Source organism: Dyadobacter luteus (genome assembly GCF_003383615.1).
In the GTDB taxonomy this organism is placed as follows: domain Bacteria; phylum Bacteroidota; class Bacteroidia; order Cytophagales; family Spirosomataceae; genus Dyadobacter; species Dyadobacter luteus.
Genome location: NZ_QNUL01000002.1, coordinates 68,848 through 95,239, shown reverse-complemented (window position 1 = coordinate 95,239; position 26,392 = coordinate 68,848). Strand labels below are relative to the sequence as shown.

Annotated in this window: 15 protein-coding genes; 5 read left to right on the top strand and 10 right to left on the bottom strand. The window is 44.2% G+C overall.

Annotated elements, in window-relative coordinates; all coding sequences use genetic code 11:
* Positions 1–12: 12 nt before the first annotated feature.
* The gene (infB, locus tag DSL64_RS03235) at positions 13–3,123 is read left to right on the top strand and encodes a translation initiation factor IF-2 (RefSeq protein WP_115829223.1); all 3,111 of its coding nucleotides are present in this window, start codon (positions 13–15) and stop codon (positions 3,121–3,123) included.
* Positions 3,124–3,232: 109 nt separating this feature from the next.
* On the opposite strand, the gene DSL64_RS03230 is transcribed toward infB, so the two are convergent.
* The 3 genes from DSL64_RS03230 to DSL64_RS03220 form a co-directional block, all read right to left on the bottom strand.
* The gene (locus tag DSL64_RS03230) at positions 3,233–3,628 is read right to left on the bottom strand and encodes a response regulator (protein ID WP_115829222.1); all 396 of its coding nucleotides are present in this window, start codon (positions 3,626–3,628) and stop codon (positions 3,233–3,235) included.
* Between the two features lie 238 nt (positions 3,629–3,866).
* Entirely contained in the window at positions 3,867–5,180 is a 1,314-nt protein-coding gene (locus tag DSL64_RS03225; RefSeq protein WP_115829221.1) for an MFS transporter, read from the bottom strand.
* A gap of 99 nt (positions 5,181–5,279) precedes the next feature.
* Positions 5,280–5,735: a hypothetical protein gene (locus DSL64_RS03220; protein WP_115829220.1), complete on the bottom strand. Its 456-nt coding sequence runs from the start codon at positions 5,733–5,735 to the stop codon at positions 5,280–5,282.
* 164 nt (positions 5,736–5,899) lie between these two features.
* Between DSL64_RS03220 and DSL64_RS03215 the strand changes: the two genes are divergently transcribed.
* Together DSL64_RS03215 and DSL64_RS03210 are read left to right on the top strand one after the other, a co-directional pair.
* Positions 5,900–7,516, top strand: coding sequence for a T9SS type A sorting domain-containing protein (locus DSL64_RS03215; RefSeq protein ID WP_115829219.1), 1,617 nt, complete (start codon positions 5,900–5,902; stop codon positions 7,514–7,516).
* A 36-nt stretch (positions 7,517–7,552) separates the two neighbouring features.
* A complete protein-coding gene (locus tag DSL64_RS03210; protein ID WP_115829218.1) occupies positions 7,553–9,565 on the top strand; it encodes a thioredoxin domain-containing protein in 2,013 nt (670 codons plus the stop codon).
* Positions 9,566–9,617: 52 nt separating this feature from the next.
* Here the strand turns inward: DSL64_RS03210 and DSL64_RS03205 are convergent, their stop codons facing one another.
* The 7 genes from DSL64_RS03205 to DSL64_RS03175 all read right to left on the bottom strand — a co-directional run bounded on the left by DSL64_RS03205 (position 9,618) and on the right by DSL64_RS03175 (position 22,908).
* Positions 9,618–12,371, bottom strand: coding sequence for a M14 family metallopeptidase (locus DSL64_RS03205; protein WP_115829217.1), 2,754 nt, complete (start codon positions 12,369–12,371; stop codon positions 9,618–9,620).
* Positions 12,368–15,100: a M14 family metallopeptidase gene (locus tag DSL64_RS03200; protein WP_229216935.1), complete on the bottom strand. Its 2,733-nt coding sequence runs from the start codon at positions 15,098–15,100 to the stop codon at positions 12,368–12,370. Before DSL64_RS03200 ends, DSL64_RS03205 begins: the two co-directional genes overlap by 4 nt.
* Positions 15,101–15,336: 236 nt before the next feature.
* On the bottom strand, positions 15,337–15,960 hold the full coding sequence (locus DSL64_RS03195) for a hypothetical protein (protein ID WP_115829215.1): 624 nt from the start codon (positions 15,958–15,960) through the stop codon (positions 15,337–15,339).
* A 46-nt stretch (positions 15,961–16,006) separates the two neighbouring features.
* Positions 16,007–17,611 carry a SusD/RagB family nutrient-binding outer membrane lipoprotein gene (locus DSL64_RS03190; RefSeq protein WP_229216934.1) on the bottom strand — a complete coding sequence of 535 codons (1,605 nt, stop codon included), beginning with the start codon at positions 17,609–17,611 and terminating at the stop codon, positions 16,007–16,009.
* A gap of 20 nt (positions 17,612–17,631) precedes the next feature.
* Positions 17,632–21,162 (bottom strand): SusC/RagA family TonB-linked outer membrane protein, encoded by a 3,531-nt coding sequence (locus tag DSL64_RS03185; RefSeq protein WP_229216933.1) that lies wholly within the window; start codon positions 21,160–21,162, stop codon positions 17,632–17,634.
* Between the two features lie 35 nt (positions 21,163–21,197).
* On the bottom strand, positions 21,198–22,151 hold the full coding sequence (locus DSL64_RS03180; RefSeq protein WP_115829214.1) for a FecR family protein: 954 nt from the start codon (positions 22,149–22,151) through the stop codon (positions 21,198–21,200).
* Between the two features lie 160 nt (positions 22,152–22,311).
* Positions 22,312–22,908 carry an RNA polymerase sigma factor gene (locus tag DSL64_RS03175; protein WP_115829213.1) on the bottom strand — a complete coding sequence of 199 codons (597 nt, stop codon included), beginning with the start codon at positions 22,906–22,908 and terminating at the stop codon, positions 22,312–22,314.
* Positions 22,909–23,267: 359 nt separating this feature from the next.
* Here DSL64_RS03175 and DSL64_RS03170 point away from each other — a divergent pair, with 359 nt between their 5' ends.
* Both DSL64_RS03170 and DSL64_RS03165 read left to right on the top strand, forming a co-directional pair.
* Complete coding sequence (locus DSL64_RS03170; protein ID WP_115829212.1) at positions 23,268–25,490, top strand: S41 family peptidase; 2,223 nt, start codon at positions 23,268–23,270, stop codon at positions 25,488–25,490.
* A gap of 105 nt (positions 25,491–25,595) precedes the next feature.
* Complete coding sequence (locus DSL64_RS03165; protein WP_115829211.1) at positions 25,596–26,366, top strand: TspO-related membrane protein; 771 nt, start codon at positions 25,596–25,598, stop codon at positions 26,364–26,366.
* The last annotated feature ends 26 nt before the right edge of the window (positions 26,367–26,392 follow it).

The window sequence follows — 26,392 nt, the reverse complement described above, 5'->3', positions numbered from 1 at the left end:
TTAATTGCTAATATGGCAGAAGATAAAATGATGCGCCTTAGCCAAGTGGCACGGATCCTGAACGTGGGAATTACTACGATCGTGGATCATCTGTCTGCCAAAGGGTATAAGGTGGAAAGTAACCCTAATACCAAGATTAATTCTGATCAAATCGAGTTTCTTGCAAAGGACTTTAAATCGGACGACCTCAGAACATCCCTTGTTCCTAAGCCAGCTCCTGTGGAAGCTCCTTCGGAACAAAAAGAAGAGAAAGTAAAGAGTACCAATGACGAAATTCTTTACTTCAGAAATACGACTGCAAAACCGGCAGAAGAAAAGCCTCAGACAGAGGAGAAACCGGAACCTGTAGCTCCTGTTCAGGAAAACAGATTACCGGGAATAAAAGTGGTTGGGAAGATCGACCTGGATGCTAAGAAGCCAGTACCAGCTCCTGCTGTTACTCCTGAGAAAGCTCCTGTCGCCGAAGCTCCAAAACCGGTTGTAGAAGAGAAAAAACCTGAAGTGGCAGAGGTTGTACCTGCTCCTAAAGAAGATATAAAACCTGTGCAAACAGCACCAGTGGAAGTAAAAGCCCCTGAACAACCAGTTGCAGAACCTAAGCAGGAAAAGCAAACTGAAGTTGTTAAAGAAGAAGTTCCTGTGAAAACAGAACCTGTTCAGCAAAAAATTGAAGCCCCAGCCCCGGTTGTAACTCCGCAACCTGCTGTTGTAGCTGAGAAGCCTGTAGAAATCCCGGCTGAAAAGCCAGCTTCAACTGTACAGGAAGAAAAACCTTCTACAGAAACACCCCCTGCAGAAGCTGCGGGATCAGAGCTGATCGAAGCACGCGGAGAGCAGTTGAGAGGGCTTCGTGTAGTAGGTAAAATTGAATTACCTTCTGATAAATTCAAGAAAAAAGATCCGGTTGCTTCGAGTAGCGATACAGCAGCAGATAAAAAACGTCGTCGTAAGCGTAAGCGCATTCGTGATGGCGTAGCAGCTCCTGGTGATGCGAAACCGGCTACCACAACTACTGCTACCGGTGATAATACAGCAGCACGTCCGAAAGACGCTAATGCTCCGGCAACAGGTAACAGAACCAACAACCGGCCGGCTACCGGCACCACTGGTAATACAGGAACAGGTAACACTGGTACAAATAATACCGGCAGTGCAGCAGCAAAAGGCGGAAACAACCGTGGTGCAAATAACCGTCGCGGAGGAAAACGTGAAGAGGTATCTGACAAAGAAGTTTCGGACAACATCCGTGCAACAATGGCACGTATGGGTGGAGGAAGCAACAACAAAGCTGGTGGAAGAGGAAGAGGTTTAAGACGTCGTGACCGCGCAGATCAGAATGATCCAAACGCAATGGACGACAGCGAAACTAAGGTATTGCGCGTAACGGAATTCGTTTCTGCGAATGATCTGGCCTCTCTGATGGACGTTACAGTGCAGGAAGTAATTTCCGTATGTATGAGCATGGGTATGTTTGTTTCGATCAACCAGCGCCTGGATGCAGAAGCCATCACTTTCATCACAGATGAATTTGGTTTTGAAGTAGCATTTATATCAGCAGAAGAAGAAGTTCAGAATGACGTGGTGGAAGAAGTAGACTCAGAGGAAAGTCTGGTTGAAAGAGCTCCTATCGTAACCATCATGGGTCACGTCGATCATGGTAAAACCTCGCTTCTCGATTATATCCGTAAGGAAAACGTTGCAAGCGGTGAAGCGGGTGGTATCACCCAGCACATCGGTGCATATAGTGTGAAAACGAAGGTAGGCAAACAGGTTACATTCCTTGATACACCAGGTCACGAAGCATTTACAGCGATGCGTGCCCGTGGAGCAAAAGTTACCGACGTTGTTATCATTGTAATCGCAGCTGACGATAGCATCATGCCTCAGACGCGTGAAGCAATCAATCACGCACAGGTTGCAGGTGTTCCTATCGTATTTGCTTTCAGTAAAGTAGATAAGCCAGGTGCCAACACAGAGAAAATCCGTGAAGAACTTGCTAACATGAACCTGCTTGTTGAAGAATGGGGTGGTAAATACCAAACTCAGGAAATTTCTTCTAAGACAGGGCTTGGTATAGACGAATTGCTTGAAAAAGTACTTCTTGAAGCAGAACTTCTTGAATTGAAAGCAAACCCTAACCGCCGTGCAAACGGTACGGTAGTGGAAGCTTCCCTTGACAAAGGACGTGGTTATGTGACTACACTTCTTGTTGAAACCGGGACTCTGAAACTGGGTGATGTGGTACTTGCCGGAGCTCACTTTGGTAAAGTGAAAGCAATGACGGATTACCTCGGTAGAAAATTGAAAACCGCGGGACCATCTATGCCGGTACAGTTGCTTGGATTAAATGGTGCTCCTCAGGCTGGTGATCGTTTTAACGTATTCGAAAACGAGCGTGATGCGCGTGAGATAGCAGTTAAACGTGAGCAGATACAGCGTGAACAGACAATCAGAACACGTAAACATATCACTCTTGAAGAGATTGGTCGTCGTAAGGCAATTGGTAGCTTCCGTGAATTGAACCTGATCGTTAAAGGTGACGTGGATGGATCGGTGGAAGCCCTTTCAGATTCGTTATTGCAACTTTCAACATCTGAGGTTCAGGTTAACATCATTCATAAAGGTGTAGGTCAGATTTCTGAATCAGACGTAAACCTTGCAATTGCTTCGGATGCAATCGTAATCGGCTTCCAGGTTCGTCCTTCGGCCAACGCGAAGAAAATGGCAGAACAGGATCAAATCGAAATTCGTCACTACTCTGTAATCTACAGCGCTATTGATGAGGTGAAAGATGCGATGACTGGTATGCTTGCTCCGACAATCGAAGAAGTTATCACTGGTAATATTGAAGTACGTGAAGTATTCAAAATCAGCCGTATCGGTACCATTGCAGGTTGCTATGTTACGGATGGTTTCGTGAAACGTAGTAACAAAATCAGAATTGTTCGTGACGGTATCGTATTACTGACAGGTGAAATCGATTCTCTGAAACGTTACAAAGATGATGTTCAGGAAGTAAGAAATGGCTACGAATGTGGTTTGAGTATCAAAAACTTCAACGATATCGAAGTTGGTGATATCATTGAAAGCTTTGAGCTACGTGAAGTGAAAAGAACATTGTAAAAACAGTGTTTCGATATAAAATCAAAAGCCCGGCAGAAATTCTGTCGGGCTTTTAATTTTATGAATGAGTGTGTGTGTTTAACTTCGTGTGTGTTGATTTATATCTGATTTAACTCGTAGCGCATCCAATTGTTGATCTGAGCAGATTCGAGAGCTGGCCTATTGTATTTTGTTTCTGAAGTACCTTAGTCACTCCTATCTGCATCAAATGCTTCATCTGATCATAGGGAGCAAATCCTGACAAGGTATAAACAGCGATGTCCTGCATGTCAGGAATGAGTCGTAGTTTTCGAATAAACTCTTCAGGCTCCATTTCCGGCATGTTCAGATCCATAAATATAAAATCAGGTTTGTTAGCGAGAACACTTAACTGAGCAAGCGCTTCCATCCTGTTAAAAGCAAACTTGCATAGCGCTCTTGGATATGCTATGCGCATTGCACCCGAAAAAATTTCATGATCGTCCTGGTCGTCATCAATTACCAAAACACTGATAGGATTGTTCATGTTACTCTGAATATTAACCTCATTCTAATAATATTACATGAGATTAAAATACTGTACCAGCAGGGGCAGCAATGAAGACATTCCGGATTTACCAATGATCTTTGTAAAAGAAGACATAGCAGTTGCTCAATTCTGAGCCAGGCCCAATCATTTTTCGATACTTTGTTTTTATATAACAAGGCGACCGTGCAACAGAATCCCCACTAAGAATTCCCCACTCCTATTTATAGGAAAGCCATTAATCCTGAGATTCCAGTTCAAACCTGTAAACCTTGCGTGATGGAATGCGTGCGAGAAGGATGAGACCAAATATGAAGATGACAAGAAGAGCGAGTATACTATAGCGCATACTTCCGGTAAACTGATCCACAAATCCGTAGATGAACGTTCCCAAAACGATCGCCAGTTTCTCCGTTACATCATAGAAACTGAAATAAGATGCTGTGTCAGTTGTTTGTTCGGGAAGTAATTTGGAATACGTTGCTCTTGAAAGCGACTGTAGCCCGCCCATCACCATGCCCACCGTACAAGCCAGAATGTAGAACTCCATGGCTTCAGTTGTATAATAAGCTCCGGTGCAGATTCCAATCCATATCACCACTCCGATCATCAGGGCATAAATGTTACCGATCTGACCGGACAGCCATGCAAATGCAAAAGAACCGACAATCCCTACCAGTTGAATAAGAAGAACTGTTATAATCAGACTCTGTGAAGGAAGTTTGAGCTCAGTGGCACCGAAAATGGTGGCAACATACATCACAGTGCGTAAACCCATCGTGTAAATGAAAAAAGCAGACAAGAACTTAGCCAGATAAGGCTGATCCTGTAGTTGTCCATATACTTTTTTCAGCTCCTGAAAACCATTAAAGAACCAATTGCTTTGAACTGACCGCGCAGAAGGTTTTCCAGCAGGCAGATAGCGAAAGGGAATCTGGGCGAACAAAATCCACCACACTCCTACTGTAAAAAATGAGATTCGAGCAGGAATCGCTTTATTTTCAATACCGTAAAAATGCGGGAATAAGATCATACTCAGGTTAAACAGCAGTAACAGAACACTGCCAAAATACCCCATAGAGAAGCCTCTTGCACTGTACCGGTCATAATTTTCCTCCGTTGCAATTTCAGGCAGATAGGAGTCGTAAAAAACAATACTTCCGCTCCACCCGATAAGACTTAGTCCGAATAGCAACAATGATGGAATGAGTGTATCCTTCGTAAAGAAAAAAAGAAGCATGCAACTAATCGCTCCAAGATAGCAGAAGAACTTCATAAAACTCTTCTTTCTTCCTGTATAATCAGCTATAGCGGTACATAGCGGAATCAAAGCTGCTGTGATTAAAAAGGCACTGGAAACTGTATAAGAAAACAGCACGGAGCTTTTTACGCTGAATCCAAAAAAGTTAATCTCCGGACTGCCCGATGCACTGAGCGCCGTAGCACTGAAATAAACAGGGAAAATACTGGAAACAATGACCAGAGCGTGTACCGAGTTGGCCCAGTCGTACATACACCATGCATTGACGATGCGAGGGTTATTCTTTTGCATGTAAAAGGAATTTGGTGCAAAATAAAGAAAGCGACGAATCAATTCCGCCGCTTTTCTTACAAATTCTTAAACAGTGCCAACAACAGGCTCTTATACGGACTACCTTACCACCGGCGCAAACACCATGATGGCCTCCTGCTCTACACCAGCAATAGGCATTGACTTTTTCAATCGCATCGTACTGTTAGTAAGTTCAACAATGCCAAAAACCCCGGCGATCATACTTACATTGATGTCCAATCCCTTACTATCTTCTGTCAGATACCATGTACCTCCGTTTGTTACCTGCGAATCTCCGGTGCCTCTGGCCAAAACTTTATTACCCGCCTGGAATTCAATGTTCATATCCGGCAATGATCTCGCTACTATATCCAATTGATTTTGGGGAATAGCTCTACCAGACAAATCAGTTACACTTTTAAGATTCCATGGATAAGTAACAAGTATTTTACTCATTTCTGCAGGCTGTGGAGTTGCTTCCTTATCTTTGTCCTTGCAGGAAGAGACAAAAAGTAGAACAGCCAATAAGGGAATAAGATTAAAAATGCGTTTCATTTTATTTGTTTTATTTGAAAATTCTTTACTGACAAGGTTCTTGTTTTTCGTGGTTAACCGCTACGGTTTACACTCATTTATCGAAACTTTTCGAAATCTTACGCCGCCAACTGACACAAAATTAACGAATTTGTTTCGTCAATCTTATAAACGACACAACAAAAATGACTTTACGGATATACACTACCACATTTATTCTTCTAATAATCAATGCAATACCTTTAAAGGCTCAAAATTGTGAGCCTGCATACAAGCTTTCGCTGGTCACCAGCAATAATACCATTGAGTGGAATAAGTTTCCGGAATTCACCCTTCCATTCAAGATTGTATACAACGGGCCACGGTTTGGCGATACACAATCCCAGCCGCTTAAACATGGGTTCAGCCACCTGGCTTCTTACAGTGGTAATGAGCCCGGTTCTCTTCCCGTCAAAAATCGCGCTGTACTTTGGTACGGCGTTGCTACCAATGCAGGCAATCATCCCTGGGCCGATAATACATTACGAAGTCCATGGGGAAATGACACGACGGCATACAGAAATTACTGGGATGCTTATGCAGGTTCTGTACATGCAGATATGGTTTGTCTGGACGTGGAGCGTTTCCAACGTGAGGACAGGGACATACTCCTGCTCAAATCCAATACTCAGATTCCTCAGGAATACCGTAATTTATCTGATGCCGACTTTTTGAAAACCTACAAACGGGACATGCGTTGGTGGCACCGCGAAGCGATTAACAGACTTCGGGGAAAAATAGGTAGTGAACCGCTGGTGTCTGCATACAGTGATGTTCCCGTAAGAAATACCTGGCTGAACATTACTTCCAACACATGGCAGGACTGGACTACCAACCCTGTCAGAACTCACTATCTGACTCAGAATGAAGCAGGAAATGTTGGTGGTCCTTATTACGAGGGAATGGATATTCTGGCACCTTCCCCCTATTATTACTACGGTTACGACAATCCATTCGGGAAAGACTACCTTACTTACCTCCTTTTTCACGTTGAAGTGAATCGTGCCTGGAGTGACAAGCCCGTCATTCCGTTTGTCTGGCTAAGAATACATGATAGTTACGACAAAAATACCCCTTTTATCACGCCGTTTATGGCAGAAGCAACCGCCATTTTTCCCTTTTTCTCAGGAGCTGCGGGGCTATGGATTTGGGAAAATCCGTTTTTCCCCGGCGACAGACAAGAAAACTACGGTACATACGAACACTTTATTTATGGCCTTTATCGCCTATCCGAATTCAAAGATATGTTTGAGGGACAACATGAGCTCGTAATACCTGCCACCGCCAGAGACCTTATGGCGCAAGGACAGGGAACTGTGTGGCGCGGAGTGGTAAAAGATAATCATATCCTGGTGGCTGCACATAATGCTCATGCAGCAGATAATGAAGAGACAGTTGTTAATTTCTATCATGGAAACTGGCATAAAAGTGTCACTTTGAAAGGAAAGGAAATATTCCTTTGCAAATATGACCTGAACGACGTGATCACAGGCGAAGAATCCTTGCTGGCAGAAGTCACACTATTTCCTAACCCTGCAAAAACGGAACTAAATATTAAACTGATCGGAGTAAATGGCATGAGTGATGTTGCTTTCACTTTGATCAATACCAAAGGGCAAACGGTTACAGGGAAAAACATCAAATCGTTTTCAGGTATGACCAATGAGTTTATTCCATTACCGCATCTTTCCCCGGGCATATATTTTGCCAGGTTTGTGTCTAAAAATCAAGTCATCACCAAAAAGGTTATCATCAATCAGTAATAGCATTCGTTACTGACTTCACATAAGCAACAATACATGAACCGTCTCAGCCAGGAAACAAGCCCATATTTACTTCAACATGCACACAATCCCGTAGACTGGTATCCGTGGGGGCCCGAGGCGTTGCAAAAGGCGGTTTCAGAAAATAAGCCTATTTTGGTAAGTATTGGTTATTCCGCCTGTCACTGGTGCCATGTGATGGAAAAAGAGTGTTTTGAAAAGGCTGAGATTGCGTCAGTCATGAATGAGCATTTCATATGCATTAAGGTAGACAGGGAAGAACGTCCCGACGTGGATGCAGTTTATATGGATGCAGTTCAGGCAATGGGTGTTCGAGGCGGCTGGCCTTTGAATGTTTTTCTGTTGCCCGATGCCAAGCCATTCTACGGCGTTACTTACCTGCCTCCCCAGAACTGGGTACAGCTGCTGAAGAGTATAGACAATGCTTTTGAAAATCACCGCGACGAACTGGCGGGATCGGCGGAGGGTTTTGTACAAAATATGACCTTGTCTGAGTCAGTTAAATATGGCCTGACTTTCGAAGAGCGCCAGTACAATATGTATGAGCTTGACACGCTGTTCGAACAGATCAAGAAACATTTTGATATGCAAAAAGGCGGCATGGACAGAGCTCCCAAGTTCCCGATGCCTTCTATTTATAAGTTCCTTTTACGCTACTTCGATCTTAGCCAGAATGCAGAAGCACTGGCACAAATAGAACTAAGCCTTACACGGATAGCGGTTGGTGGAATTTACGATCACGTTGGTGGTGGCTGGACCAGATATTCAGTGGATGAAGACTGGTTTATACCTCACTTTGAAAAAATGCTCTATGATAACGGGCAGTTACTGAGCATATATGCCGAAACCTATTCGCTGACCCGCAATGAATTGTACGCGGACAGAATACGTCAGACAATCGAATGGCTGAAAAAAGAGATGCTGCATACACAAGGCGGCTTTTATTCTGCGCTGGATGCCGACAGTGAAGGCATTGAAGGGAAATTCTATATCTGGACTTATGCTGAGCTCGAAGCAATATTGCAGGAGGATTTTCCATGGTTTGCAGATCTGTACAATATTAGCCGGGAAGGCAATTGGGAGCATGGTTACAACCATCTCCACCTCACCAACGAGGTAGCTCAAACAGCAAAGGCACTTGGAATTTATGATGATCATTTTATTACCAAATATGATAACGCCATTGCTAAACTAGCTTCAAAAAGGGAAGAAAAAATAAGGCCAGGATTGGATGATAAGATACTTGCTTCCTGGAACGGCTTGGTGCTAAAAGGGCTTACGGATGCTTACCGGGCACTTGGTGATGAGCAGATCAGGCTACTTGCTGTAGATTGCGGCAGATTCCTGCTCAGGGAAATGACAATTGACGGCAAATTAAAACATAGCTACAAAAATGGCAAAGCCACTATCACAGCATTTCTGGAAGACTACGCAGCTGTGACAGACGGCTACATAGGATTGTATCAGATCACTTTTGAAGAAATATGGATTGAGCAGGCTCGTCTTTTGACTGACTATACTATCTCCAATTTTTATGATGAAAAAGAAGGCTACTTTTATTTCACCGACTCAGAAGGAGAATCACTGATTGCCCGAAAAAAAGAGCTGTTTGATAACGTCATTCCGGCTTCAAATTCGATCATGGCTACAAACCTCTATATCTTAGGCAAAATTTTGTATAGAGAAGATTACGCTGCCATCTCGGACCGCATGCTTTCTCAAATGCATAAAATTCTGACGGCAGATGTACAATGGGTTACGAATTGGGCTGCGTTGTACTGTCTGCGTACTGCTCCTACTCCTGAAATTGTCATTGTCGGAGAAAATGCGGATGAAATCAGGAAAGACCTGGACCGTTTCTTTATTCCGAATAAGGTTGTACTGGGAACAACAGGCGCATCATCCCTCCCACTGTTACAGGAAAAGACTGATAAAGATGGTAAGGCACTTATCTATGTTTGTTTTGATAAAACCTGTCAGCTACCGGTAGGCTCTGTGGAAGAGGCACTGATACAGATTGGAGGGTAAAAAAAATGACACCGAAGCAGTTTCTCTCCGGTGTCATTTTTTTATAAACCTATTAATACAACTGATTCATCAGCCATTTAAAAGTACCATGCGACTGGGCTCTGAAAGTAATTTCAGGACCAAAAGCATATAATTTCCCTTTTCCGACATTTGCCTCAAAAGCAGCAACGCCTCCCTGTAAATAAGCTTGTCCCCAAGCCCAGCCACTTCTTAGCGGTGTATTGTTCGGAAACCAGGCAAGAGGCCTCAAAGTACCTTTTGCCACGGCATCCGGAGCAAGTGTAAACACAGGACTATTATCGAAGTATACGTCTGTATTTGCTGCAATTCCCCAGCTTGCTTTTGCAGTAGTGTCAACCGCCACGTTCAGGATACTTCCTGGAATAAAGTATTTTTCGTTAGGCAATGGTTTACTCACACCCTCAGCTGTAAGTTCTGTTAAGGCGTTGCGTACCGGCAAGCCCAAATGGTAAGCAAGGTTTGTACTGCTTCCGATCGTAACAATCTTCCCGCCTGCTTCAAGAAACTTCTTCAATTCCGGAATGGATTTATCCGCTGTAATCGAGCCCATGGTGGCATGAAACTCAGAAGGAATCTCTTCTTCTTTCGGCCCTCTACCTCTAAATGCACCAAACATATCACCACCTGCAGTAGCGGCCGGAATAGCCCGCGTTACAAACAAAATCACATCATACTTTTTACGAAGGTCTCCCCCATCAATTTCCTTTGAAAATACGACGTTGAATGGAAAATGATATTGTTCCAGCATCCAGCGAACCCATCCCGATGGCATCGAGCCGCCATATGTATCCCAGAGTGCTACCTTTAAAGGCACTACTTTAGTCATTGTTCCCGAAGGTTTTTTAGACAGAGAAGTAACTTTTACTCCAAAATCTTTTGCCGATTTTTCAACAGACAACTTCGCTTTGGCACTCTGAGGTATATAAAATCTCCCATCGGCCAGACGGTATGCTTCTCCTCCGGCTTTCAATACATCATTCACAACCACAAAAGCATCATTGACACCGGCTCCGATTTCATATCCGGCTGAGCCAGCTATTGCTTTTACTTCTGCCAATTGAAGTTGCCCATAAGGTAACTTTTCAAACGGACCGTCAAAAGCATCCAGCACCCTGTCAAACTTCACACCCATCTGATAGGCAAGTGTCCAACCTGCTGCATCATAAGGACGTACAGGAGGACCACCCGGATATTGGAAATCATTCGGGTAATCCTGTGGCTCGAACATATCCAATATATGCGGACGGAAAGCCTGGGCCGTTTTCACAATATAGGATCCTGCGGGATAACTTTTCCCATTCACCTGAAATGCAGCAGTCGCTTTTTCAATCTGAATACCAGTCCGTACAAGTGCATTGATATATTTCACAGCTGTAGGAAAATCAGCCTGATCAGCTGGAATGATATACCCGCGCGGATCACGGCGGACAGGTGCTTCAAAAACCGTTTCGTAATATTGTACCGGTACACTACCTCCGCGGAAGTTTCCTCCGTATAACGAATTGAAGGCATTGGCATCCTCAGGTTTTTTAGCTTTGGCCTGATCAGCCTTGTATGCTGCATTAATTTCCTCTACACGTTTGGGAGATGGAGTCCAATAATCGGCACTTCCACGTTTGATAGAGTTTTTTCCCATCGTATAAATATTGTACAACAGGTGATCGCTGTTACGCGATGCATGATCAAGAATGGCATAATTCAGAGATACTGAATAATCAATGGACTGTTTGAAGTGCCATTTCTTCTGCGGTGTAACCGGATTCGGCGTATTGTTATTCGGGATCAAACGCTCTGGTACCAGGGGCACCTCCTCAGGTGTCGGCCCTCCAATAATCTCCGTCAGAATACCGATCATATTATGAAAATGTGTGGTCGTTCTGAGTCCGCCATTATACCAGGTCGAAAAACTTGAACCGTTCAATCTTGTAAAACCAGGCTTGTTTTCAGCATTCAACCGGTTATACATCGCAGCTCCTACTGCATCTATTCCTGTCACCATCATCGGATCAAATACATAGTTGAAAGGATCACGATAAGGAGGCCCTGCCAGAACCGAACCCGCGGGACCACGTTGATGGTGGTTATACATGATTTGCGGAATCCACTCTACGAAAAGCTGATAGCCCATGTTCCGGCTTTCCTTCATATTCTGAATATAGAAATCGCGGTTATTGTCATGGCCGATGTACTTTTGATACAAACGGGGCAGAGCTTCATTTTTCCTTTTCAAAGGGTCTTTTTCACGCATGTACCAGTTGGAAGTCAGCTCCTGGCCATCAGGATTAGCATGTGTGAAAAGAATAATGACATTATCCAATATTCTTTTTGTTTCGGCGTCATTTCTGCTCAACACCTGATAAATCGTTTCGATCAGCTGATGGATACCTACTACCTCAGTAGCATGTAAGCCGCCATCTATCCAAACCACAGCTTTCCCTTCGGCAGCCATGCCTCTTGCCTGCTCCTCGCTGATACCTTCCGCACGCGCCATTTTTGAAGAAATCTCCTTGTATCTGTCAAGCTTTTTCAGGTTTTCGGGAGACGATACTATCAGCATGTACTGGTCACGGCCTTCCTCCGTTTTACCAATTACTGTCAGTTTTAACCTGTCCGAAGCTTTTTCCAGCTTTTTGAAATAGTCCTCTGTTTGGGTAAAATTCGCTAGCATGTAATCATCTCCGATATCAAAACCGAAGTGCTCTTTCGGAGTTGGTACCTGCGACCAGGAAACATGGGTTACAAGGAAAAGCAGTGCTAAAAACAGGCTTTTAGATTTGTTTTTCATAGGGTTAGGTTTGTTTTGTAAAGCTCATTAAATAACAGTTTGAAAGTGCCATGCGCCTGTCCGCGGAACGTAATCTCCGGACCGAAAGCGTATAGTTTACCTTTACCTACTTTGGCCTCAAATGCCACTACTCCGTTTTTAAGGTAGGTTTCTCCCCATGCCCATCCGCTCACAAGTGGCTTATCCGAAGCGAACCACGCTAATGGTTTTATTCCTTTTATACCTGCATCCGGCCCCATTCTGAAAACAGGACTATTACTGAACACTACATCTGCCTCCTTCTCCATTCCCCAGTTTGCCGGGAGAGATGAATCGAATGCGACTTTCAGAATGCTTCCCGGAATGTAATAACGCTCACCACTCAGATTTTTCTCTTCACCCTTGCTGTTTACTTCCACCAAAGCGTTGCTGACGGGTAATCCCAAATGATAGGCAAGAGAAGTGCTGCTCCCCACCGTGACAATCTGGCCACCCGCTTCCATAAACTTTTTAAGTTCCGGAACTGATTTGGCTGCAGTAATATTTCCCAGCCAGGGACGGAACTCTTCCGCAATTTCCTCTGGCTTCGGTTGACGACCTCCTCTGAAGCCTTCACCACCACCCGCGGTTACCGGTGGAATGCCTCCGCTTATAAAGAGAATCACATCATATTTGGAAGCAAGTTCCCCTTTATCAATATCCTGAGGATACACCACCTTAAATGGGAAATTGTATTGTTCCATCATCCAGCGTACCCAGCCCGAAGGCATTGAGCCACCATAGTTATCAAAAAGGGCGATTCGGGCAGGACTTATTTTTACGGCACCGGCTGGTTTTGCAGCAACAGCAATTCCCCTCACACCGTAAGTTGCACCTGCTTTTTCAAGAATAGCCTTTCCTTTTGCAGGCACAAAGAAGGAACCAGCCGGAACTTTGCCTTCACTCTCTTTTGTCCGGTATACCTCAATACCTTCTTTCAAAAGATCATTGACAGCCGTGAAGGCATTATTAACTCTTGCATCAACAAGGTATCCACCTTTTGAAGCAGGACTGGACACTGCCGGTGGCGATTGTATCTGACCGTAAGGTATCCGTTCGAAAGGACCGTCAAAACCATTCAGAATTCTGTCAAATTTAACGCCCATCTGAAATGCCAGTGTCCAGCCGGCAGCATCGTAAGGCCTGATCGGAGGACCACCTGGGTAGGCAAAATCGTTGGGATGGTTCTGAGGCTCAAACATATCCAGGACGTGCGGACGGAATGCCTGATTGGCCTTAACCACATAGGATCCCTTGGGATAAATTTTACCTTCTACGGTAAATGCTTCAGTGGCCTTATGAATCAGAATACCGGATTTGATCAGTGCATTCATAAATTTCACTGCAGTCGGAAAATCAGCCTGATCAGAAGGAATGATAAATCCACGGGGATCCCGCAGTACCGGATTGGTGTAAACGGTATCAAAAAATTTCTGTGGAATAGTACTACCGCCAAAGCCTGAAAACGCATTCGCTGTACTGTCGGGACGGGGACGTGCCGAGGGAGGTAATGCCGCTGCCGCTTTTTTCGATGCTTCGAAACCTGAGGTCACAGCTTCTGAATACTTTGGGTAAAGTGTCCAGTTGTCCTTGTTACCTCTTTCTATAGAGCTTCTGCCCATTTTGTAAATATTGTACAGAAGTACATCACCGTTACGCATCGCATAGTTCAGAATACCATAGTTCAACGATACTGAATAGTCAATCGAACGGCGATAGGGCCACTTTTGTGGCATCACAGGAAATGGTGTCGCATTATTAGGAATCAGACGATCGGGTACCAGAGGAATAGTGGCTGGTGTAGGATTTCCCGTAATTTCAGTAAGAATACCGATCATATTGTGGAAGTAAGGCGTTGTACGAAGGCCGCCATTCCACCATGTAGAAAATACAGAACCGGACAAGCGGGTATATCCCGGCTTGTCTTCCACGTGCAGACGATTGATCATCGAGGCGGCTACACCTTCAATTCCTGTAATGAGAAGAGGATCCAGCACGTGGTTGAACGGATCCCGATACGGAGGTCCTGCCACCACTGCTCCGGCCGGTGAAGTCTGATGGTGATTATAAATCACCTGCGGAAGCCACTCAACATATTGCTGCAATGATGTGTTGGTGGTTTCTTTCATGTTCATCATGAAAAAATCTCTGTTGTTATCATGACCAACATATTTTTGATACAGGCGCGGAACATTCATATTCCGTTTTTTCGGATCCTTTTCGTTCATATACCAGCCAGCCACGAGCTCCTGCCCGTCAGGATTCACCTGAGAAAGGAGTATAATTACGTTATCCAGAATCTTCATTGTCTCCGGATCCTTTCTGCTCACCAGCTGGTAATACGTTTCAATGAGCTGATGTGAACCTACGGTTTCGGTAGCATGAAGCCCTCCGTCAATCCAGATAACTGGTTTACCCTCTGTAACAAGTGCTCTTGCCTCTTCTTCCGACACCTCAGCTCTTCCCAGTTTTTGAGAGATTTCTTTATAACGGTCTATTTTTTTGAGATTCTCAGGAGAGGTAATGATCATCATAGGTTGTCGCCGCCCCTCTTCGGTGGGGCCTATATCTACGAATTTGACCCGATCCGAAACGGCAGCTACTTTTTTGAAATAAGCCTCAGCCTGGGTAAACGTAGCAAGACTGTAATCATCACCAATGTCAAATCCAAAATGTTCCTTCGGGGTAGGAATCGTTTGGGCCAAGGACATGGATGCTGAAAAGACAAACAGCATTATACATAAACGTATTCGCATCATGTTGAACTGGTTAGCGGTTTAAATGAGTAATTTTTAAAAGAAGTCTGAGATGAGAACCAAAATAGAAATATTTACAAAAAACAGATAATAAACCAACAATTGAGATGGTTGGATAAAATTGGTTTAGCATTAAGGAATTAAGGTACGATTATCACGTTAACTTCTTGGCAGCATTGTAAACCTAATTTTTACTGATTTTTGAAACGTACCCCTACGCGGCAATCGCAAGGCTCTCCTCTCGACTCGTCACAGCCGTTCTCCTGATATTGTACAATTCTTCTTCCATCACCCATGGTCAATATAAATTTAAAAAGGAAGTAATCATTGACGCTCACCTGACTCAGGTTCGTTCCGGTGAAAGCAGCCAGTTCGGCAGGAGTATGTGTGAATGTCTTTGGAAATGTGGTTACGGTTTCAAACAATTTATCAGTCGCTAACACCGTACTTGGCAGGGGAAACTGGCGTATACTTGGATAAACACCTGCCAGAGAAAACACGATCGGATACGCCGGCGGACTGGATTCCCGCCGGTTGTAACTCAGATAAACCTCAATAGACTGTACAGTAGTCCTGTCAAAATCATTGTAATCCAGCGTCCATTCAAATTGCTGTTTGGTGGCAAATTCGGGATCTTTCATATTAAAAAAAGAAACTTTTCCTGTTTGAACGGTAGGCAATGCCGACTTTTCGATATTCACAGTCACCTTCGGAGTTGCCGCAGTTGTGAAATTCTCCCAGTCATAAGTTACATTTTTACAGGAGTCAATCATCACAGCAAGGATCAACAAACTGTACACAAAAAACTTTTTCATATCATTCAGATTATAAATGGATACCTAATTTTGATGTTCCCCTATTTTATTTATCCCAAAATACGGGCAGTGTCTGCTGGGCACGCTGAATACTCTCTCTGTCGTTGATCAGCGTCTCATTGGAAGTCATTTCTGTTTCGGAATAGTAATACCGCATCGGAAAAACGTCCAGCGGTGCCACCAGATCACCCAACACCGGTAGTCCCGTCCTGCGGTAATCATTGTACGATTCAACCCCGTTACCAAAAAGTGCGATCCATTTTTGCGTCATCAACACATTCATTTTCCCGGTCGTGCCTGCCGCTATAAACTCAGCTTTCACCTTATTCGAGAATCCTGAAATAGTAGTGGCAGGCATCACATTCCCCTTATTTCTGGAAGCAAGCGTACTTACACTATTCAGCTGTGCCGCTACTGCTTCTGCGAGCAACAGCCCTGCATCTTCGCCTGTATCCAGGGTAAGCGCCGCTTCCGCCCGAATGAACTTTACCATGGAATGGGTTATCAGTGGCAGAATACCAGCGCCGGTACCATCCCCGGAAGTAAACAATGATATTTTGAAAGAATTGGATGAGGTCGTCGATACTGCACCGGTATTATTCAAAAACTGGTGACTGGCAGTGAGTGTTTTGATAGTGCCGTTGTCATACAAACCAGCTGCGGGATATATGCCGACAAGCGCTCTTGTATTAAGATCTGCCGGAGCCGCAGCCCCGTCGCCTGGCTCACGTCCGTAATAACCTTCGCCGTTCATAGAATTGGCCAGTCCCACATTAGCATTTTGTCTGAAAATGTAATAGCGCAACCTCGGATCATCGCTGTCTTTGAGTTTATTGATCAGTTGCATGCTTGTGTAGCCGCCTCTGCCGGTACTGTACCAGCTTGTAAACCAGGGATGCCTTGCATTAGGAGTAACATTGGTTCCGTATTGAAAGGTAAAATCCTGAGCATTATCCGAGATCAGCGGCGCATTGGAAGCAAGTAACGCTTTAATTCCGGCTGCTGCTCTGGCAGGATCACTTACCCGAATCTGATTGAACATTTTTAGTTTCAACGAATTACCCATTCTCTGCCAGTTGGCCTTCGAACCCTGGTAAAAAACATCCGACGCCGCTACTACGGTAAAGCTTTTATCCATATCTGCCAAAGCTTCGTCAATCAGCGCAAACAGACTATTGTAAATGTCTTCGCCTTTATCTAGCTTGGGGTTGGCGAAATCTCCCACTGCTTCACTATAAGGAACATCTCCCCAAAGATCCACCATAATGCTGTACAAATATGCCTTCTGTAGTTTCGCAATAGCCACGTAGCCCCATTGCTCCTGTGCAGTTCCTACCCGAATGATGGTTTCCAGATCAGGAATGGTTCCTGTATAAAACCCTGACCAGGCCGACGAAAAAGACGTTCCACTTTGACTCCATCTGTTCAACGATCCGGATGCGAAGTGCTGCACAACACTCGATCCTCCTGCATTGATATTATTAAAATGCCCCGCCATAGACAATTGAGTGGAAGGCAACAAAAGACTAAGTGTAGGTGTTGTCGGGTTGTTAGGATCATCATTAATGTCTACAAAATCACTGCATGAACTGGCTAAAAAAATCAGAACAAGCAACAGGATATCGGATACTCTATATTTTCCTTTCATCATCTTTACTGTTTTGAGCTTTATTAGAAACTGATCTTCAAATTGACTCCATACCGGCGTGTTGTGGGAACGCCATAAGCATCTGCCCCTGCATTGTTGGAAGCTCCCGTACTTACCTCAGGGTCATAGTTCATGTACTTGGGAAAATTGGGGGCTTTGTACCAAAGGTTTCTTCCACTGATTGAAAGCGATGCAGAGCCAAACGGTGTTTTACTGAGTAAATGTGCAGGAAGCTGATAACCCAGTGACACTTCCCGAAGACGAAAGACTGTCGCATCAAATACACTTCCTTCTGCTACTCCACCCGGCCCGTATCCACTGGCGAAGAAATAATCGATGACAGTGATGGCGGTGTTATTCGGGATTTTATTACCATTTTCATCTAATAATGGAAGGAACGTGTTTACATCTCCCAGCACTCCCGGAGCAATAAGCATTCTTTGCCTGTCTTCGGTATCCTTGCTCACACCACGTGACATGGCTTCGCCGATGTTGCTTGAATAAATCGATCCACCCTGTTTCCAGTCAAAAAGAACACCAAATGTGAATTTCTTAAAGGAGAGCGTATTACTTATCCCCGCCATAAAATTGGGATTCGGATTCCCGATCGGTCCGCTCGTGGAAGACGAAATGGGTTTCGCCGTTTGCGGATTCACCAGAATATTTCCCTCATCGTCTCTGGCATATCTCGAACGGTAAATCTGACCATAGGGCTGCCCCGGAATATGAACATTGTTGCCATACACCAGCTGAGCATACCCCCCCAGATCATCCACCATGTTTCTGTTACGGGTAAAATTCGCATCTATTTCCCATCTGAAACCATTTGAAGTTTCAATTGGCGTAGCGCCAAGCGTTACTTCAATCCCTTTATTCGACGTCTGCCCGAGGTTGATGATTCTGTCGGTATAGCCCGTTGAGGGTGCCGACTTCACGGTAAAAATCTGCGAGGTACTTTTCTTATTGTAGTAGGTCAGATCTAAAGACAAACGGCCATCAAAAAATTCAAGATTCGTACCTGTTTCAAACTCGGTAATAAACTCAGGTTTTAGATTTGCATTTGTTAAAATATCGGACAAAGTAAGCGTACTTACATTAGAAAGTGATCCGTTGGAAAATGGTGCTCCCAGCCCTCCGGCATCCGAATTGGCCTGGTAAACGTTGGCAGTCTGATATGGATTGGCTTCATTTCCTACCCTGGTATAGCCCAATCTCACTTTTCCTGACGAAAGGATTGTATTACGGATCTTAAACGCTTCTGTAAAAACAAATGAACCGTTTGCCCCACCGTAGAAGTAACTTCTGTTTTGTGGTGGCAAGGTAGATGATACGTCATTACGGGCTACCAGATTCAGCGATGCATAGTTCTTGTAATCCAGGGTAACATCGGTAAAGAATGCATAATATCGCTGCATAATCTTCGCGCGGTTGTTGGGCAGGCTCCCCAGTGTGATCGTAGATGTATTGCTGATATCGTTGATCCCGGCAGTAATGATGTTATCACCACTGAATGCTGAACGTATCGTTTTTCGCTGATTAATGTTATTTCCCAGTATCGCCCGCAACGACAAATCCTGCCCGAAACTTTTTGTGATCGTAAAAAGTAGCGTATTGTCCAGCTCCTGACGGTAGATGTTATCGGTGTTAATCGTTCCATTGGCGTACACCGAAGAACCCTTTCCTAATACGCCCACACGTCGATCGGTATAGGCATTGAACCCGGCAGTGTTTTGAATATTAAGCCATGGAAGCGGATCAAAACCAAGTACAAAATTCCCGTAGTAGCGATCAACATTCGAGGTCGAAGGGCTATGCTTTACCGACCAGTAAGGATTGTCAAGCCCATCGCGGTCATACACATTCGCACCCGTGTTCGGGTTTTCATACGGCAATCCGCTCAGATCGTAACTGGTAGGCAGGTAGTACAAATTACTCATAATATCTCCGCTACCACCTATAGGAGGACTTTTCTGATCAGTCATTACATAGTTGATCGTACCTCTGGCATAAAACTTATTGTCGAGCCGGATGTTACCACCTACGTTAAAGGAGGTTCTTGAAATCTCATTTCCGGGTACAATGCCTTTGTTTGAAGTACGTCCTATTCCCAATGTAAAATTTCCTTTTTCACTTCCGCTGTTCACCGTAAGTCCGTTTTCAAATACCGAGCCGGTTCTGAAAAAATCACGCTGACTTTTACCTGCATAAGACTGATAAGGAACCTGAGCGGCTGTTACGCCATCTGCCATGTAAAACTCGGGAAAGTCTGCCGCCGAGTAGCCCGGACGTGCCAACGGATGCGGAATGGTAGGCCGGCTGCTATAGGCAGAACCGGATGAACCGTAAACTGCTGTACGGAAATCCCCATTGGTGCCCTGCCCGTAGGTATGCTGGTAGTCAGGCAAACCAGCTATTTCTTCCAGTGAATAAGAACTGCTATAAGTAATTTCAGTTCCCTTCTTTCCTTTTTTTGCTGATGCCTTTGTGGTGATAATAATTGCACCATTGGCAGCACGTGATCCATACAGGGCAGCTGCAGCGGCTCCTTTCAGTACTGTAAGACTTTGAATATTATTGGGATCAATATCGAAAGCACGGCTGGCTGTGGACTGGTTGCTTTGCGTTTGCCTGTCACCCGAAGGAGCAAAGGTTGAGTTATCAAAAGGGACACCGTCAACAACATACAACGGCTGATTGTTATTTCCCAGTGAAGAATTTCCGCGAATTGTCACATTGGTGGAGCCACCCGCTACGCCGCCACCGCCTTGTATGTTCACACCAGCCATCTTGCCGGTCAGTGCGCGCATAGGATCGGGTTCGTTTTTCTGAGCCATATCATCCGCTTTCAGGGTGGAAACCGAATAGCCCAACGTGCTGGCTTGCCGCTCAATACCAGCAGCCGTCACCACCACTTCACTCAGCTGCCGGGTGTCGGCCAGCAGCTCTACATCCAGGATAGTCCTGTCCCTGACCACCTGCTCCTGCGAGGCAAATCCAAGAAATGAGAAAACCAGCACGGATTCCGGACCAGGTACCTGAATAGAATAAGCCCCGTCAGTATCTGTTGTAGTTCCGATTTGAGTTCCTTTCACCACCACATTCACACCTGCCAGAGCACTTGCATCATCCTTTGCGATCACTTTTCCTTTTACACGGATATCCATCAGCACTTTGTTGGATTGCTCAGGCCGTTTCAAAGTGGCAGGTTTAGCAGTTTCAGCAATGACGTAGGTTTTGTTAAATTTCTCAAATGACAAATTCAGAGGGACAAGAATATCTTTTAAATACATTTCAAGATTCTCGCTTTTACCTAACGGTTTTGATATACGTTTACCCTGAACCTGTCCTTTCTGGTAAGCGAAAGTGACGTGATACTTTTTTTCCAGTTCCATCAGCACATCTGTCAGTGCCGCCGGTTGAGCCTTACTGACTGTTGTCTTCTGCTCATCATTACCTCGCGCCAGCATCGACCCCTGCCCCCTGACCGGATACACGGCACCCGGCAACAGGAACATCAGCCACAGAAATTTCTTCCCGTAAAACATTGATCTCATAAGTCTGAAAGTTTATGTAGGTAAATAGTTAGACTCTAATCGGTTTGCGGGAAGACATCCTCTCTGTCTTCCATGATAATCTGATTGTTGCGATGCACGATATCTATATGCAATGTGCTCGATAGGATTCTGAGCACCATGGCCATATCGTTTCTGGGAATTTTACCTGTAAATCTTAATTGTCCGACCTCACTGCTTTCAATTATTACCTTTTGATGATAGTAATCCCGAAGCACTTCCGCTACCTCGGTAAGCGGGCTGTCGTCGAAGAAAAATATATTATTTTTCCAGGCAAGCCAGGCCTCTCCGTCAACTTCAGAAATATGGACATATTGGCGATCTACACTGCATAGAGCCATCTGACCAGGTTTTATATCCGTCTCATGTCCATTTCCTTCGATACTTACAGCACCGCTTTCCAGATAAATACGGGATTCACCTCCCCTGCTTTTCACATTGAATTCGGTACCTGATACTTTTACATCAAAACCTTCAGGAAGGTGTACTACAAATGCCTGCAACTTTTTATTTTGGGCTACCTGAAAATAGGCCTCTCCTGAAATAAGTTTCACTTCTCTGGATGCTCCTTTCCATTCAGCCGGATAAGCAAATTCACTGTTCCGATTAAGTGTGACCAGCGAGCCGTCGATCAACTTTATGTTCTTTTCCTGATACTGATCGGTATGTACATGCACATAGTTTGTTATCCCCCAAGACCCCATAAAATGGAATATCAGATAAGCACAAACAATTATTACACTGACAGAAGCTGCCCATTTTATATTTGTGCTGAAAGACAGTAATCCGGGCTTTGATATAGTCAATCCATCTGCTTCTCTGCTTATTTGCTCATTCAAAAAATCGTCCAAAACTTCATCTAAAACCCCTGTTCTTTGCAGCTCGATAAAGACCAATATCTCTTCAGGAGTTGCTTTGTTGGAATAGTATTTTTCCACAAGCCTGCGAAGCAATTTTGGATCGGTCATCATTTCGGATTGTTAGCTGTAAGACAAAATTCATGGCTCCCGAGGGTCCCCCGGTTTTATAAAAAAACCTATCTTCTTATATTATTTATATTTTAACTACCCTTATCACCAATACATAACCCGTATCAGTCTGATCCCGCAATGAGCGCCGGGAACAGATGGCTTACATCTGTGAAGGCAACCAACTCAATATCAAAAAATTAAAAGCAATCCCCAGATCCTTCTGCATGGCTGTCCGGAAAATTTTCATTGACCTCACCATGTGTTTTTTTATGATATTTCTGGAAACGCCCATGGTTTCTGCAGCTTCGTCGTAGGACAATCCCTGCTGCCGGCATAGCATAAAAACCCGCCGACTTTGCGGAGTCAAAGTGCTTAATACTGAAGAGATAAAACACTGGTATTCGTCGGATTCGACCTGTTCTTCCAGATCATTACTGATCTCATTACAGGAATAGATAAAAAGAGAAGCATTTCTTTCCTCCGATAGGATTTTTTTAAGGATATTCAGGCTATGGTTTTTTCCCACCGTCAACAGATAGTATCTGAAAGAATTTACTTCTGCCAACTTTGCTCTCTCCTCCCAAATCTTGATAAAAACTTCCTGACAGGTGTCATTGGTTAAGTCATCAGATTTAAGGATGTTGAATACGAAACGATACAGCACCGGCTTATAACGATCATACACAACAGAGAAAGCTTTCTGATCTCCCAGGACAATTTTCCTAACGAACGATTTTTCGTCGTAACTGGAACTCATGATTATAGAAATTGTAAAGTATCGCCATTTATGATGTGCATTGAGATAATTATACTCTACTTTCCTGCGGCGGGAAGAGCAACTATTTAAATTATATATTAAATCACAATTTATTAAAACAGCAATTTTTTATACTTCATTTAAATAACTTAACTAAACAATTATATCCCATTTTTGTAAATAAGACAAATATTATATAAAAGTTATAGTTTAATATTAAATTAAGACTAAAAGCGACTTTTATCCTGTATTGGCAACTTTTATTTGTAACCGTTATATACGAAAAGATATATTCCAAACGTACAGTACTTACCGTATATACGAATTGCTACAATATCACCTCATCTACCCCTTTCAACATGAAAAAATTACTTTTACTCACAGCCTTTTATCTGCCGTGTATGGTTGTGTCTGCCCAAAACACCGCCAAAGAAATTGACCTCAACCTTAGCTTTGAAAAACATAAGTCCGGCTTCCATTTGCCGGAAAACTGGATGCAGTGGGGCGCGGGTTATCATTTGTTTATTGACAGCACAGAGGTGCAGGAAGGAAAGTCGTCCGTATTGATTCAGTCTCCGGAAGAAAAGAAGGAAAATACCTTTGGCTGTGTGGCTGCATCTGCTCCTGCCATTTATGAGGGAAAAGAAATAGAGCTCACTGGTTATTTCAAAATCAACAATGTGCGGAATGGTTTTGCCGGACTGATGATGCGTATCGATGGGGCGTCAGGAGTGCTTCAGTTCAACAACATGCAGCAACAGGATATTCAAGGCACTGCTGACTGGAAAAAGTACAGTATCAAACTTCCCTATTCGCGCAGTGCAAAGTCGATTCATATAGGTGCCCTGCTCACTGGTGAAGGTGATATGTGGGTCGATAATCTTCAATTATTAATTGACGGCAAACCGTATAACGAAGCACCGCTGAAACAAACTCCGGGCGCAGAGCTGGACAAAGAATTTGATCAGGGTTCGAAAATTTCCATCAAAACACTTACTCCTCAGCAGACTGTCAGGCTTGCAGAAATTGGGAAATTGTGGGGATTCCTGAAATACTATCACCCGGCAGTAGCGGCCGGAAAACACAATTGGGATTACGAGTTATTCCGTATCATTCCACATGTTATCAATGCTAAATCGGAAACTGAAAAACAGAATGCTATCTATAGCTGGGCCACAAAACTCGGAACTTTCCAGGCCGATCCAAAGGAAAATTTTAAAGACGGGATTGATAAAATGGAACCTACGCTGTCCTGGATTAACGATAAAAACTACAATCCAAAGCTATTAGCCAGGCTGGATTCAGTGAAAAGAGCATCACGCACCAACGATCATTACTACATAGCACTGAATACACATGTTGGAAATCCTGAATTCAATAACGAAAATCCATATCCTCAAATGAATTATCCGGATGCCGGTTTCAGGTTATTGTCGCTATTCAGGTATTGGAACATGATCGAATATTTTTTTCCGTATAAATACCTGATCGGGCAGGACTGGCAAAAAGTGCTGCCTGAATTTATCCCCAAATTCGTGAACGCAGCAAATGAAACCGAATATAAGCTCGCTGTACTTGCACTCATTGCCCGCGTTCATGACACACATGCCAATGTCTACAATGACCCTGCCATTGAAAAGTTTTTTGGCAATCAATATGCTCCTATTGAGCTTTCTTTTGTTGAAGAAAAACCTGTAGTAATCAACTACTTTCACCAAGTTCTAGGGGAGAAATCGGGGCTAAAAGCCGGAGACGTCATTGAAAGCATCAACGGGAAGAAAATTCAGCAGATCATTCAGGAACAGTTACCGCTTACGCCGGCTTCCAACTTTCCCACTCAGCTACGAAGCATAGCAAGAAATCTCCTCAGAACCAACGACTCACTTATTACCGTAACCTATACGCGGGATAACAAACCTGAGCAATTGAAACTGAAGACGTATGACAAGAAAATGATCAACGTGTATGCTAACTTTAATAGCAAAGACACGAGTTTCAAGTTAATCCGCCCCGGGGTTTCTTATCTGTTCCCTGGTAAGATCAAAAATAGCCACCTGCCTGCAATCGCACCGGATCTGCTCAAAACCAAAGGGTTGATTATTGACATGCGCTGCTATCCTTCCGATTTCATTGTATTTTCACTTGCTAATTATCTGCTTCCCCAGCCAGCCGATTTTGTCAAATTCACAACAGGAAGTATTACCAAACCTGGAACCTTCACTTTCGGACCACCCGTTAAAACGGGAAGTATCAGTAGTGATTATTATAAAGGTGAGATTGTAATTCTGGTGAATGAACAAACTCTGAGCCAGGCTGAATACACGACCATGGCATTTTCTACCGCTCCTAACGTGACCATTGTGGGTAGCACTACTGCCGCTGCCGATGGCAACGTTTCGGGTATTGTACTACCCGGCCGCATCAACACGGCAATCAGTGGTATCGGGGTTTATTATCCTAATGGGAAAGAAACCCAGCGGATTGGAATTGTTCCGGATGTTGAAGTAAAACCTACCATCAAAGGAATCAGGGAAGGGCGTGACGAATTGCTGGAGAAAGCGGTACAGCTGATTCAGGAATAGCAGCATACTGATTAGAATTCCCTGCTGTACCGGCGTAGTGTGAAACTGCATCGGTACAGTATTTTTGTGTTAAATGGTTTGAGATAACCTATAAAAATTCAAATCATGAAAAACAGGGAACTTGGAAGATATGTTACTGCCGGAATAGTCATCGGAGGAATTGTGGGAACCTATTTTTTCAGCCGTCCACGGAAGAATGTTGCCAAAACATATCTGGATATCAAAAGGCAAAAGAAAGTAGATCGTAACCTGCTGACACCAGCAAATGCTACATTCGGAATTGTTTGGTCCACTATCTATGCCGGCACTATCGCTCTGGCCATTCACCAGGCACTACCCGATCAGCTCAATAATCCACGTTATCAGAAAGCGCAGCCATGGCTCAGAATCAATTATCTGTTGACGATGGTTTTCGGATTGTTCTTTGCCAAATCTGAAAAGAAACATCGGATAGGTGCCGCAATTACGACCATAGCCATGTTGCCGGCTGCAATTGGTTTGCACAGGGCTCTGGAAGTGGGCGGTGAGCCTGTGGCAGAACCAGAAAACACGCTGCGTAAGTTTATCGGCATTTATACGGGCTGGCTCACTGCAGCCTCGGCTATAAGCGCAACTACACTGATTCAGGAAAGCGGCTATCTAAAAAAAACAACAGACATTAAGCAATGGACCTCTGCCGCTTTGCCGGTCACAACTGGCCTGGGTATATGGGCATCCAGACAGCTAAACGACCCGGCTTATCTGCTTCCTATCGCAACAGCACTGGCAGGAATTGCAGCGAAACAAAAAGATAGTAATAAGGAAATCAGTCTATTGGCTGCAGGATTGGCAGCTGCGCTCGCAGGAGTTATCATCCACGACACGCAGTCTGCATAATGTCATCTTAAGCAGAGTAGTCCGAC